This is a genomic window from Cellulomonas dongxiuzhuiae (genome assembly GCF_018623035.1).
Taxonomy (GTDB): Bacteria; Actinomycetota; Actinomycetes; order Actinomycetales; family Cellulomonadaceae; genus Cellulomonas; species Cellulomonas dongxiuzhuiae.
This window is the reverse complement of the sequence record NZ_CP076023.1, coordinates 995,946-1,009,006: the sequence shown is the minus strand read 5'-3', so window position 1 is coordinate 1,009,006 and position 13,061 is coordinate 995,946. Positions and strand designations below refer to the sequence as shown.

The following is a 13,061-nucleotide window of genomic DNA, read 5'->3' as shown; positions in this document are numbered from 1 at the left end:
CGGCTACCCCGCGTCGGCGGTGGTCGACGTCGCCCGACGCTCCGCACGCCGTGCGGCGCCACGCTCCCGGCGCCGCTCGACCAGCGTGTAGAGCACCGGCACGAGCACCAGGGTCAGCAGCGTCGAGGTGAACAGGCCGCCGATGACGACGATCGCCAGCGGCTGCGAGATGAACACCCCACCGCCGGTGAGCCCGAACGCCATGGGCACGAGCGCGAAGATCGTCGCGGCGGCCGTCATGAGGATGGGCCGCAGCCGCTTGCGCGACCCCTCGGTCACGGCGTCGTCGATCCCGCGGCCGCGCTCGCGGTACTGGTTGACCAGGTCGACCAGCACGATCGCGTTCGTCACGACGACCCCGATGAGCATCAGCACGCCGATCAGCGCGGGCACGCCCAGCGGCGTCCCGGTGAGCAGCAGGCCGAGCAGGGCGCCGGTCGCCGCGAACGGCACCGACACCATGAGGATCAGCGGCTGCAGCAGCGACCGGAACGTCGCGACCATCACGACGTAGACGATCGCGAGTGCGACGAGCAGCGCGAGCCCGAGGTCCGCGAACGCGTCCTCCTGGTCCGCCGCGACGCCGCCGATCTCGACGCTCGCACCGGCCGGCACGTCGACGTCCTCCAACGCGGTCCGCATCCGCTCCGTGAGCCCGCCGAGGTCCTGGTCGGCCGGCGTGGCCGAGATCGTCGCCGCGCGCTTGCCGTCGATGCGGGTCGTGGAGACCGGCACCTCGACCTCCTCGACGCTCGCGACGGACGTCAGCGGGACGATGCCGGTGGCCGTGGGCAGCACGAGCTGCTCGACCTCGGCCACGCTCGCCGGTGCGGGGACCGTCACGACGGTGACGTCCACAGGCCCGGCGCCGAGGTCGACCGTGCCGATCGGCTGCGGGCTCATGAGACCGGCGACCGTGCCGACGACCGCGGTCTCGGTCAGCCCGGCGGCTGCCGCGGCCTCGCGGTCGACCGTGACGCGCACGGTCGGCTGGTCCGCGGACAGGTCGTTGGTGACGTCCGTGGTGCCCTCGACCCCGGCGACGACGTCGCGCACCTGCGCGGCGAGCCGCTCCAGCTCCTCGGAGTCGTCGGCCTGCACCACGACGTCGACGGTCGACGACCCGAACGCGGCGTCGGCGCCGGCCACCACGACGTCGCCGTGCCCGTCGCTGCCCGACAGGTCGGCGACGGCCTCGCGCACGTCGTCGGCGACCGCTGTGTTGTCGGAGTCGGAGGTGAGCGTCAGCGCGAAGGACGCGCGCGGCGCTCCCCCGCTGCCGAACACGGCCTCGATGCCGCCGGCCGAGCCGACCGTGGTCTGCACGGTCTGCACGCCCTCGACGCCCTGCAGGACCTCCTCGATCTCCTGCGCCGCGGCGTCCTGCGCCTCGAGCGAGGTGGCCGGCGGGAACGTCTCGGTGACGGTGAGGGTGTCCTGGCCGGCGTCGCCCAGGAAGTTGGTCTCCAGGCGCGTGGCCAGGCCGAGCGTCCCGGCGAAGACGACGACGGCCGCGAGCATCGTGACCACGGGGTGCGCGATCGCGCCGCGCAGCGTGGCCAGGTACGACCGCTGCATCCAGGAACGACGCTCCTTGGCCTCCGCCGCGGCGCGCACGTCGTCCGCACCGGCCCCCTCGACCGCGTCCGCCTTGACGAACCAGTACGCCAGGACGGGCACGATCGTCAGCGACACGAGCAGCGAGGCGACCAGCGCGATCGCGGTGGTGAAGGCGAACGGCCGGAACAGCTCGCCGACCATCCCACCGACCAGGCCGATGGGCACGAACACCGCAGCGGTCGCGATGGTCGAGGCGGTGATCGCGCCCGCCACCTCGCGCACCGCGGTGACGATCGCGTCGCGCTTGCCCTCGCCGTACGACAGGTGCCGCTTGATGTTCTCGATGACGACGATCGAGTCGTCGACGACGCGGCCGATCGCGATGGTCATCGCGCCGAGCGTGAGGATGTTGAGCGAGTACCCGGCGACCTGCAGGCCGATGAACGTCACCAGCAGCGACAGCGGGATCGAGATGGCCGAGACGAGGGTCGAGCGGATCGAGCCCAGGAACAGCAGGATGACGACGACCGCGAACAGCAGGCCGAGGCCGCCCTCGGTGGCCAGGCCCTCGATGGACTCCTCGATGAACGGCGCCTGGTCGAACACCACGGCGACGTCGACGTCGCCGCCGAGCTGCTCGCGCAGCTCGTCCACCGCGTCCTGCGCGCCGTGCGACACGTCGACGGTGTTGCCGGCGGGCGTCTTGGTGAGGGAGACGGCCAGGGCCGGCTCGCCGTCCAGGCGCGACAGGCTGGACGCGGGCACCGGTGCGACGACGACCTCCGCGACGTCACCCAGCGTGACGGCCTGGCCGGTCGCGGAGCCGAGCAGCGGGAGCGCACGCAGGTCGTCGACCGAGGTGATCGGCGAGCCCGCCTGGACGGACAGGGTGAGGTCGCCCTCGTCGACCGTGCCGGTGGGCAGCACGACCCCGTTGTCCTGCAGGATCGTCTGCACCGCCGCCGGAGACAGGCCGGCCGCGGTGAGGGCAGGCAGGTCGAGCGTGATCGTGACCGCCTGCTCGGCCACGCCCGTGACGGCGACCTCCCGCACGCCGTCGACCTGCTCCAGGCGCGGCACCACGACGTCCTCGACGACCCGGGCCAGCGCGGCCTGCGGGTCCTCGCCCTCGCGCACGTCGTCGGGGGTCCCGGCGACCGCGAGCTGCACGACGGGCAGGTCGTCGATGGACCCGGTCACGACCATCGGGTCGACGCCCTCGGGCAGCGCGGAGCGGATGCGGTCGACGGCCTGCTGGATGTCCTGGGCCCGCGCGTCGACGTCCACGCCGTAGGTCAGCTCGACCGTCGTCGTCGAGACCGACGTGGCGGACGTGGAGGTCACGGACTCGACGTCCGCGACGGCGGAGACCGCCTGCTCGATGGGTTCGGTGAGCTGCTGCTCGACGAGCTCCGGCGAGGACCCCGGGTCGACCGCGACGACGACCGCCGTGGGGATCTGCAGCGACGGGATGAGCTCCTGCTTGAGGGAGCCGAGGCTGAACCAGCCGAAGACCGCGATCGCGACCGTCACGAGCGCGACGACGGAGCGGTTGGCCAGCGAGAGCCGGGCGAGGCGTGACACGGGTCCTCCGGGTGGCCGCGACTGCGCGGCGGTGGGACGAGCGGTTCGCGGCGACGACGGAGCGGACAGCCGCGCGGGCAAGGGCACCCGTAGCGTCAACGGTCGTCCGGCGCGCGGAGTTGCCGGTCGCGCACGTGGTCCACGTCACACCTGGTCCGGCGCCGACGCATCCCGGGTGGCACGGCGGCTACGGTCGGGCCTATGAGCACCACCGGGCCGAGCGTCCTCCCCCCTGCACCGCGGCGGCCCGCCCCCGTCCTCGCGGAGGTCGTCCGGACGGCGCGGCTCACGCCGCACCTCGTCCGGGTCGTCCTCGGCGGCCCGGGCCTGGACGCGTTCGCGACGCCGCCGTGCGCCGACTCCTACGTCAAGCTCGGCTTCCTGCCGGCCGGCGCCCTGGACGACTGCCCGTCGGCCCCCGACGGCCGCGTGGACCTCCCGGCCCTGCAGGCGACCCTGCCCGCCGGGGTGCAGGTGCGGCAGCGCGCCTACACCGTCCGCACGTGGGACGACGCCACGCGCGAGCTGACCCTGGACGTCGTCGTGCACGGCGACGAGGGCCTCGCCGGGCCGTGGGCCGCGGCGGCGCAACCGGGCGACCGTGTGCTCGTCCACGGACCGGGCGGTGCGTGGGACCCCCGGACCGACGTCGACGCGCACCTGCTGGTCGGCGACGCGAGTGCGTTGCCCGCCGTGGCCGTGGCGCTCGAGCGGCTGCCGGCGGACGCGGTCGGTGCGGCGTTCGTCGAGGTCCACGGGCCGGACGACGAGCTGGACCTCACCGGCCCCGCGGGGGTCGAGGTGCACTGGCTGCACCACGGCGAGCGACCGGTCGGCTCGACGCTCCCCGACGCCGTCCGCGCCTGGCCGTGGCCCGTCGGCCGGGTCGGCGCCTTCGTCCACGGCGAGGCGGGTGCGGTCAAGGAGCTGCGCGCCCACCTGCGCGTCGACCACCGCGTCGCGCGCGGCGACCTGTCGATCTCCGGCTACTGGCGTCTCGGCGCCGACGACGAGGGCTGGCGCGCGGACAAGCGCGCCTGGAACGCGCAGATCGAGCAGGCGGAGGCTGCGGCCGGGCTCGACTGACCCGGGGGGGGACGGCGCGAGGACACGACTCGTCGCTCGGGAACGTCGAGACCGGCACGGTCCGCGCGTCATGCAGGTGAGGGCGCCAACCGGGCGCCCGTGACGGACGGAGAGCACCATGCCGCAGTACCTGCTGATCGTGGACTTCCAGCCCGGCACCGACCCCGCACCGATGCAGGAGTGGGACCCGGCGGACGTGCAGGCGCACCTCGACCACTACGGCGCCCTCAACGACGAGCTGCGCGCGAACGGCGAGCTCACGGGCCTCGTGGTGCTCGACGGGCCCGACGTCGCCCGCGTCGTGCGCTCCGACGGGCGCGCGGGCACGACCGTCACCGAGGGCCCGTTCACCGAGTTCTCCGAGTGGGTGGCCGGGTTCCAGGTCGTCGACGTCGCGTCGCTGGACCGCGCGCTCGAGATCGCGGCCCGCGTCTCGGCCGCACCGGGCCGCGGCGGTGTCCCCCTGGGCCAGCCCGTGCAAGTGCGGCGGGTCCTCGACGACGGGCCGTCGGACGCCGAGGCGATGACGCGGTGGCTGCGGGACACCGCGCGCGGTGACGGCGAGGCCGGTGCAGCGGGACGTCCGAACGGGTGAGATGCCCCGAACCGGTCACACCGGACGCGCCGGAGCGCTAGCGTGCTGCTGCCCGTGACGACGAAGGGGGTCGGGTGCTGCGCTTCCTGCCGGTGGTCGCGGAGATCGCCCTGCTCGTGTTCTGCCTCATCGACGCGATCCAGTCCGACCCCGACCGTGTGCGCAACCTGTCGAAGGGCTGGTGGCTCGTCCTCATCGTCGTGCTGCCGCTGGTCGGCGGCATCGCGTGGCTCGTCGCCGGACGTCCGCAGACCCCGCGCGCACAGGTCGCGTGGCCGGCGACCGAGACCGCCGGCTTCCCCGAGCACGAGCGCCCGCGCCGGTACGGCGACGACGACGCGGCCGCCGAGCGCCGCCGCGCCGAGGAGCGCCGGTCCGACGAGCTCCACGAGCAGATGCTGCGCGAGTGGGAGGCGCAGATCCGCGCCCGCGAGCAGGCGGCTGAGCGCGACCGCCCCGACGCCTGACGTGGCGCGCCGACGCCGCTCGTCCTCCGCGACCTGGGTGAACAGGCGGGGGCCGTCGACCTTCATCGCGCTCGTCGTGGCGGCGGTCGCCGCACTGGCAGCCTGGCAGATGCATGCCGACGCCGAGGCACTCAGCAGCCGCGGCCTCGGCGCGACGGGCGTCGTCGTGGACGTCTGGTTCTCCAAGACGATGCACGTCGAGGTCCGCTACGCGCCGCACGACGGACCCGAGGTCGTCGCCCAGGTCGACACCGCGGGCTGGACCCCGTCGGTCGGTGACCAGGTGCCGGTGCTGTACGACCCCCTGGCCCCCGAGGACCGCGTCGTCGACGCCCGCCTGGGCCCCGACGGGACGGGCGCCTGGATCGGTGGGTCGATCAGCGCCCTGTGCCTGGTCCTCGCGGCCCTCACGTGGACGCGGCGCATCGACTGGGAGCGCGTACGCCGCTGACACGACGGGTAGCGGTCGGTGCCCCCGCCGGGGTTCGAACCCGGACTGGACCGGGTTTAAGCCGGTTGCCTCTGCCGGTTGGGCTACGGGGGCGCGCCGCCATCCTGCCAGGGGCGTGCGCTGGATCGCCCTCTCACGCCTCGGGGTGGGGCCGCTCCCGCGCCACCTGCCCGTGACAGTGCGATCCAGTCACGGCGTGCGACGGCCCCGCGACCCCGAGGGGTGGCGGGGCCGTCGGACGGTGCGGGTCAGGCCTGGTGGGCGTCGCTCTTCGCGGCCGGGGAGTCCTTCTCGGCCTTCTGCGGCGGGAGCGGCGGGGCGGCCGTGGCGCCGTCCGTGGGGGCGGTGTCCTGCGTCGTCTGCTCGACCTGGGGCTTGGGCGGCACCGACGCGGCGCGGAACTCGGCGCGCGGGTCGTGCAGTGAGCCGAGGGCGACGACCTCGCGGCGCAGCAGCACCGAGCCGGTCCACCCGGCGGCGATGCGCAGCTTGCGGTTGAACGTCGGCATCGCGAACACGTGGTACGTGCGGTGCAGCACCCACGCGAGGAACCCGCGCACCTTGATGCGGCCGAACATCTGCGCGACGCCCTTGTACATGCCGAGGGACGCGACGGCGCCGACGTTGCGGTGCTTGTACGGCGTCGGGTCCGCCGAGCGCAGGACGAGCGCGAGGTTGTCACCGATGTGGTTGCCCTCGCGCAGCGCGTGCTGGGCGTTCGGCGGGCAGGTTGCGCCGGGGTTGTACAGGTCCGGCACGGCGGCGCAGTCACCCGCGGCCCACGCGTCGGCGACGACGGTGCCGTCCGCCGCGGTGATCTGCAGGTACTCGTTGCAGATGACGCGGCCGATCTTGTCGAGCGGCAGGTCCGAGTCCTTCAGCACCGGGTTGGCCTTGACGCCGGCGGTCCACACGACCGTCTCGGCGTCGAACTCCGTGCCGTCCGACAGCACGATGTGCCCGTCGACGCACGAGCTGAGGAACGTGGACAGGTAGATCTCGATGTGCCGCTTGCGCAGCTGCTCGAGGGTGTACCCGCCGAGCTCCTCGCTCACCTCGGGCAGGATGCGGCGGCTGCCCTCGACGAGGACGAAGCGCATCTCGTCCGGCTCGATCTGCCCGTACTTGCGCACCGCGTACCGGGCCATGTCCTCGACCTCACCGAGCGCCTCGACGCCCGCGAACCCGCCGCCGACGAACACGAACGTCAGCATCTTGCGGCGCAGCTCGGGGTCCCACGTGGACGCCGCGACGTCGATGCGGCCCAGCACGTGGTTGCGCAGCGCGATGGCCTCCTCGACGTTCTTGAAGCCGATGCCGACCTCGGCGAGCCCCGGGATCGGCAGCGTGCGGGCGACCGAGCCCAGGCCGACGACGAGGTGGTCGTACGTCACCCAGTACGGCTCGCCCTCGATGGGCGTGATCTGCACGCGGCGCTGCGCGTGCTCGATCTGCGTGACGTGCCCCTGCAGCACGTCGACGCCCTTGAGGGCCCGGCGGTGCGGTGCGACGACGTTGCGGGGGTCGATGGACCCGGCCGCGGCCTCGGGCAGGAAGGGTGCGTACGTCATGTAGGGACGCGGGTCGACGACGACGATCGCCGCGTCCCGCCGGCCCAGGCGACGGCGCAGGCGCCGGGCCGAGTACAGGCCGACGGTCCCGCCACCGAGGACGACGACGCGCGGCACCTTGCGGGGCTTACCGGCCGGCGCGGGCATGAGCACGCCCGAGGGGCGGTCGGCGTCGACGGGAGCGGACAGCTGAGGCATACCTCTTACGGTAGACGCGGACGGGCTCGGCAACCCTGCCGGAAGGCGGTGATACCGCGCACACCGGGTGCTTCGGCGGGGTGGCGTCCGGCGCTCAGGAGCGGTCGACGTCGGCCGGCCGCCCGGACCGCTGCGAGTCGGCGGGCTCCGGCTCGAGGGGCTGCTCGACGGGCTGCTCGACGCGCACCGCCGTGATCCGACGACCGTCGACCACGCGTACCCGCAGCCGGGTCGGCGGGCCGGCCGGCCCGTCCTCAGCCTCGGGCGGCTCGACGTCGACGACGTCTCCGGGGCGTGCCATCCGGCCCAGCCGCGCGAGGACGTACCCGGCGACGGTCTCGTACGGCCCGTCGGCCAGCACGACGCCCGTGCGGTCGGCGAAGTCCTCGAGCGAGAGCCCCGCGTCGACGTCGTCGTCACCCGCTGCGCGGACCGGCACGTGGTCGTACTCGTCGACGATGTCGCCGACGAGCTCCTCCAGCAGGTCCTCGAGCGTGACGATGCCGTCGGTGCCGCCGTACTCGTCGACGACGACGGCGATGTGGGCACCGGTGCGCCGCATGGTCGACAGGGTCGGCAGGACGGCGTTGGTGCCGGGCAGCTGCACGACGGGTCGCATCACGTCACCGACGGTCGTGGACGACACCTGGACGATCGCCTCGACGACGCCCTCGCGCCCGTGGGTGTCGGGGTCGGCGTCCGCGTCGCGCACGGCACGAGCGACGGGTGCGAGCAGGTCGCGCACGTGCACGAACCCCACGATGTCGTCGAAGTCCTCCCCCGTCACCGGGTACCGCGAGTACGGCAGCGTGCCGATGAGCTGTGCGGCCTGCGCGATCGGCTCGGCCGCCGCGAGGAAGGTCACGTCGGCGCGCGGGCGCATGACCTCGACGAGCGAGCGGTCGCCCGCGTCGAAGATGTCGTCGATGAGGCGCCGCTCGTCCTCGGGCAGGTCGGGGTGCGTGCGCACCAGGTCGCGCAGCTCCTCGTCGCTCATCTGGTCGCCGGTCGCCGCGGGGTCGAACCCGAGCAGCCGCACGACGCCGTTGGTCGACCGCGACAGCAGCCACACCACCGGGGTCATGAGCGCGGCGAACCGGTCGAGCGGCGGCCCGACCCACAGCGAGACGCGCGCCGCCTGCTGCATCGCGATGCGCTTGGGCACGAGCTCGCCGAGGACGAGCGACAGGTAGGCGATGACCAGCGTGAGCACGACGAGCGCGACGCCCTCGGCCGGCCCCGGCGCCATGCCGAGCGAGACGAACACGGGCGCGAGCGCCGACGCGAGCGCCGACGCTCCGAAGGCCGCGGAGAAGAACCCGGCGACGGTGACACCGATCTGCACGGCCGCGAGGAAGCGGTTGGGGTTGCGCGCGACAGCGGCCACGCGCACCCCGCGCGGCCCCTGCTTCTCGAGCTGCCCGAGCTGCGACTCGCGCAGCGACACCAGCGCGAGCTCGGTACCCGAGAACACGCCGCCGATGAGGACGAAGAGCAGGACGAGGCCGATGTCGGCCCAGATGTCGACGGTCACGGGTCCTTCCAGGGTGGACGAGCGGTGGCTCCCAGCCTAGGCGCCGGCCCCGTCCAGCGGCCCCCGCCGCCGCTCTCCCCGGCCCGCGAGCGCGGCAGGAACGGCTCGAGCGCGGGGGAAAACGACCCCCGCGCTCGAGCGGTGTCCCCCGCGCTCGGCGCTCGTCAGGGGGTGGTGGGTGCCGGTTCGGCGTCGGCGGGCGCGTCCGGGGCCGGCGCGTCGTCGGCCGGGGCCGGTGCCTCCTCGACCGGGGCCGGTGCCTCCTCGACCGGGGCCGTGGCCGACGGGGTCGGCGTGGGCTGCGGGCCGCCCGTCGCCTTCTGCCACGGCAGGACGGCCGCGGCCGCCGCGAACGGCCAGGACGGGGCGAGCACCTGCTTGCGCACGCGCTCGTCGGTGACGTCGAGCGGCGCACCGTCCGGGAACTCCCCCCGGCTGAGGCTGTGCAGCGGGAAGACGTTCCACCGGGTCTCGCCGTTCAGGCCGGGGACCCCGACGTGCAGGAGCGGCTCGTCGGCGCCGTCGGGCCAGTGCTCCTGCTGGAGCCACGGAGTCCCTCCGTGGGGCTCGGTGGTCACGGGACGCCCCTGCTGGTCGAAGACCTGCGCACCTTCCACCGGGTTGCCGTCGGCGTCGTAGACGAACAGGTTGGAGGCCGGCTCACCCGCGACGAACACACCGTCCTCGGCGGGCGTGTCGACCCAGGCCTCGGCCATCGCCACGTCGTTGCGGTGCGCCCCGGGCAGCGTCAGGACGAGGATCAGTGCCGCGAGGGCGAGCACGCGGCTGAGCACCTGCAGCACGCGGTCCCAGCGGGGCCCGGCGCGCCACTCGCCGCGTCCCCACTGCGCGCTCGCGACGACCGCGAGGATCATCAGGACCCAGCCTCCGGAGCTCGACGGCACCCAGAAGGGGTACGGCTCGGCGCCGACCATGTTGAGCACCAGGTGCGCGAGCGCCCAGCCACGCAGGACCCACCACGCGGGACGCAGCGCGACGAGCAGGTCCTCGACACCGGGGAACCAGCGGGTCCCCCGCAGGCGCGCGAGCGCGGTGCGGACCACGTCGTTGGCCTCGCGCCACGGTGCCAGCAGCGCCGCGCGGAACACGCTCTCGGTGCGCTCCTTCCGCCCGGCCGCCGCCAGCCCCGCGGCCGAGCGCAGCTCGGCCGCGTACGCCTCCGGCGTGCCGAACTCGTCGACGAGCGAGCCGCCGTGGGCCCGCCCGTCGTCGGCCAGCGCGTCGGCCAGGTTGACCTCGAGGCCGTCGGTCAGGTCGTCCACGTTCTCCTGGCCGAGGTCCGCGAGCGCGGCCCGCACCTGCGCGGCGTACGTCCGGACGTCCTGCGCGATCGCGTCGTCGACGATGCTCATGCCCCACCCTCCGTCTCGAGCAGGCGCTGCATCGTGCCTGCGAACTCGTACCAGTCCTTGCGCTGCCCGTCGAGCATGGCCCGGCCCTGCGCGTTGATGCCGTAGTACTTGCGGTGCGGTCCCTCGTCGCTGGGCACGACGTACGACGTCAGCGCCCCCGACGAGTAGAGCCGGCGGAGCGTGCCGTACACGGACGCGTCACCGACCTCCTCGATGCCGGCGGCGCGCAGGCGTCGCACGACGTCGTAGCCGTAGCCGTCCTCGTCCGCCACGACGGACAGCACAGCCAGGTCCAGCACCCCCTTGAGCAGCTGCGTGGTGTCCATGCGACCTCCCGGGTCTCCTCGCCCGTCGCACCGCCGGTCCCGGATGTGAGCGGGACCGGCGGGCGTACGTGGCGCGGGCACCCCTCCAGGGCCCGCACGTCGCACAGTACTGTGCAGTCCGCACTACTGTCTACGACACGCCACAGTTGATGTGGCGCTGCACCGGTCCGGCAGCACCGGGCCCGCGAGCTCAGCGCTCGGCGATGCTCCAGGCGATGCCGTCGAGGATGTCGTGCTCGGAGGTGACCACGTGGGTCAGCCCGCCCCCCGCCGCCGCCACCTCGTCGCGCACCCGTCGCACGACGTCGCGCCACACGAGGGCCCCCGCGCCGATGACGTCGACGCGACCCGGGTGCAGGTAGGGCAGCGCCGCGCGCTGCTCGCGCGTGCGGGCCAGCATGTCCTCGCACGACGCGAGCACGTCGTCGACGCCGAGCACGGCACCGTCGATGCGCGTGCGGTCGTAGTGGTCCAGGCCGAGAGCGTGCGCGGTGAGCGTCGTCACCGACCCCGCGAGGCCCACGAGCGTCACGGTCCGGCCCAGGGGCACGACGGCGGCGGCGGCGTCCAGCGCCGCGTGCACGTCGGCGTCGGCCGCGGCGACCTGCGCCGGCGTGGGCGGGTCGTCGTGCAGGTGCCGCTCGGTCAGCCGCACCGAGCCGACGTCCATCGAGACGGCCGCCTCGGGCGCGTCGGTGCCCAGGACGAGCTCCGTCGAGCCGCCGCCCAGGTCGACCACGAGGAACGGCCCGTCGAACCGGCTCGCGAGCACGCCCGTCGCCCCGCGGAACGACAGCCGCGCCTCCTCGTCCCCCGCGACGACCTCGGGCTCCACGCCCAGCGCTGCACGCACGCCCGCGACGAACTCCTCGCGGTTGCGCGCGTCGCGCGTCGCCGACGTGGCCACGAACCGCACCGCCTCGACACCGAGCCCCTCGCACACCTCGTGGTACCGGCGCGTCGCCGCGAGCGTGCGCTCGAGCGCCTCGGGGGCCAGCAGCCCCGTGCGGTCGACCCCCTGGCCGAGCCGCACCACCTCGTTGCTGCGCTCCAGGTCGACGAGCGTGCCCGCCACCGGGTCGACGTCCGCGACGAGCAGACGGATGGAGTTGGTCCCGCAGTCGATGGCTGCCACGCGTGTCACCGGCACATCGTGCCACCGCCGACCGACACCGCCGAGCGGCGGCTCACGTTGGGTCCGCGGCCGTCAGCAGGTGCAGCGGTCGGGACGCCACCGGTCGGCGACCATCGCCAGCGCCTCGTCCCCCACCGGGTTCACGCCGGGCCCCGCGGCCAGCGCGTGCGCGACCAGCACGTGCAGGCACTTCACGCGGTGCGGCATCCCCCCGGCCGAGATGCCCGCGATCTCGGGCACGTGCCCGAGCGCCTCGCGGTCCGCGAGGTACGCCTCGTGCGCGCGCCGGTGGCCCGCCGCGAGCTCGTCGTCCTCGGCCAGCCGCGCCGTCATCTCCTTCATCACGCCCGTCGCCTCGACCGCGCTGACGGCCGCGACGGCCTGGGGCGACGTCAGGTAGTACGTCGTCGGGAACGGCGTGCCGTCGTCGAGGCGCGGTGCCGTCCGCACGACCAGGGGGCGCCCGCACACGCAGCGCGCCGCGACACCGACGACCCCGCGCGGCGGCCGCCCGAGCTGCTCGGTGAGCACCTCGACGTCCCGCTCGCTGACGACGTCCAGGACGACGGGCGAGGTCGCGGCGTCGGGCAGCGCCGAGGGTCCGGGCACGTCGCGGTGCTCGGTGGGGTCAGGTCGTGCGGGCACGGCGGTCCGTTCGTTCGTCCGGTCGGGGACGTCCATTCTCCCTCACGGGACGTCAGCCGGTGGGCTCCGTGCCGGGTCCCGGGGCCGTCGGCGGCGTGCCGGGCGTCGTCGAGCCGTCCGCGGGGTCGCCGGGCGCCTCGGCGTCGACGTCGAGGTCACCGGCCATCTCCACCGACTCCCACACGGTCGCGTACCAGGGGCGCGTCGCACCGTCGGACGGCTCCACCACGGGAGCGCCGTCCGGCGCCGTGTCGACCACGACCTCGGGGTCGACGACGCGGAACGCCGTCTCCCCCGGCATGACGAACGACAGCCTCTCGCGCGCCTGCGCGACGACGTAGGCGTCGTCGTCCCACCGCTGCAGGTCCGCCTCGAGGTCCGCGTTCTGCGCACGGGCCGCGTCGCGCGCCGCGCGCAGCTGCTCGACCTCCGTCCGCGTCGCGAGGTAGGAGCCGAGCGTCGGGTAGACCAGCACGAACGCCACCAGCACGACGAGCGAGAACACCATCGCCCGGACGGTGAACATCCGCGGCACG

Annotated in this window: 12 protein-coding genes and 1 tRNA gene; 4 read left to right on the top strand and 9 right to left on the bottom strand. The window is 74.4% G+C overall.

What is annotated here, in order from left to right; all coding sequences use genetic code 11:
- Positions 1-3: 3 nt before the first annotated feature.
- Complete coding sequence (locus tag KKR89_RS04545) at positions 4-3,144, bottom strand: efflux RND transporter permease subunit (protein WP_208198057.1); 3,141 nt, start codon at positions 3,142-3,144, stop codon at positions 4-6.
- 201 nt (positions 3,145-3,345) lie between these two features.
- Here KKR89_RS04545 and KKR89_RS04540 point away from each other — a divergent pair, with 201 nt between their 5' ends.
- The 4 genes from KKR89_RS04540 (at position 3,346) to KKR89_RS04525 (ending at position 5,743) form a co-directional block, all read left to right on the top strand.
- Positions 3,346-4,230, top strand: a complete 885-nt coding sequence (locus KKR89_RS04540) for a siderophore-interacting protein (RefSeq protein ID WP_208198056.1) — start codon at positions 3,346-3,348, stop codon at positions 4,228-4,230.
- Positions 4,231-4,348: 118 nt separating this feature from the next.
- On the top strand, positions 4,349-4,825 hold the full coding sequence (locus KKR89_RS04535; RefSeq protein ID WP_208198055.1) for a YciI family protein: 477 nt from the start codon (positions 4,349-4,351) through the stop codon (positions 4,823-4,825).
- A gap of 74 nt (positions 4,826-4,899) precedes the next feature.
- Complete coding sequence (locus KKR89_RS04530; protein WP_208198054.1) at positions 4,900-5,292, top strand: PLDc N-terminal domain-containing protein; 393 nt, start codon at positions 4,900-4,902, stop codon at positions 5,290-5,292.
- Positions 5,293-5,329: 37 nt separating this feature from the next.
- Entirely contained in the window at positions 5,330-5,743 is a 414-nt protein-coding gene (locus KKR89_RS04525) for a DUF3592 domain-containing protein (protein ID WP_208198053.1), read from the top strand.
- A gap of 19 nt (positions 5,744-5,762) precedes the next feature.
- Here the strand turns inward: KKR89_RS04525 and KKR89_RS04520 are convergent.
- The 8 genes from KKR89_RS04520 to KKR89_RS04485 form a co-directional block, all read right to left on the bottom strand.
- Positions 5,763-5,836 (bottom strand) — tRNA-Leu (locus KKR89_RS04520).
- A gap of 155 nt (positions 5,837-5,991) precedes the next feature.
- Positions 5,992-7,512: an NAD(P)/FAD-dependent oxidoreductase gene (locus KKR89_RS04515; protein ID WP_208198052.1), complete on the bottom strand. Its 1,521-nt coding sequence runs from the start codon at positions 7,510-7,512 to the stop codon at positions 5,992-5,994.
- A gap of 94 nt (positions 7,513-7,606) precedes the next feature.
- Positions 7,607-9,046 carry a hemolysin family protein gene (locus KKR89_RS04510; RefSeq protein ID WP_208198051.1) on the bottom strand — a complete coding sequence of 480 codons (1,440 nt, stop codon included), beginning with the start codon at positions 9,044-9,046 and terminating at the stop codon, positions 7,607-7,609.
- Positions 9,047-9,210: 164 nt separating this feature from the next.
- Complete coding sequence (locus KKR89_RS04505; RefSeq protein ID WP_208198050.1) at positions 9,211-10,419, bottom strand: hypothetical protein; 1,209 nt, start codon at positions 10,417-10,419, stop codon at positions 9,211-9,213.
- A complete protein-coding gene (locus KKR89_RS04500) occupies positions 10,416-10,745 on the bottom strand; it encodes a PadR family transcriptional regulator (protein ID WP_208198049.1) in 330 nt (109 codons plus the stop codon). The genes KKR89_RS04505 and KKR89_RS04500 overlap by 4 nt, the downstream gene beginning before the upstream one ends.
- Positions 10,746-10,935: 190 nt before the next feature.
- Positions 10,936-11,889, bottom strand: a complete 954-nt coding sequence (locus KKR89_RS04495) for a Ppx/GppA phosphatase family protein (protein WP_307802245.1) — start codon at positions 11,887-11,889, stop codon at positions 10,936-10,938.
- A 63-nt stretch (positions 11,890-11,952) separates the two neighbouring features.
- The gene (locus KKR89_RS04490) at positions 11,953-12,525 is read right to left on the bottom strand and encodes a DUF501 domain-containing protein (RefSeq protein WP_251141018.1); all 573 of its coding nucleotides are present in this window, start codon (positions 12,523-12,525) and stop codon (positions 11,953-11,955) included.
- A gap of 52 nt (positions 12,526-12,577) precedes the next feature.
- Positions 12,578-13,051, bottom strand: a complete 474-nt coding sequence (locus tag KKR89_RS04485) for an FtsB family cell division protein (RefSeq protein WP_208198046.1) — start codon at positions 13,049-13,051, stop codon at positions 12,578-12,580.
- Between the last annotated feature and the right edge of the window lie 10 nt (positions 13,052-13,061).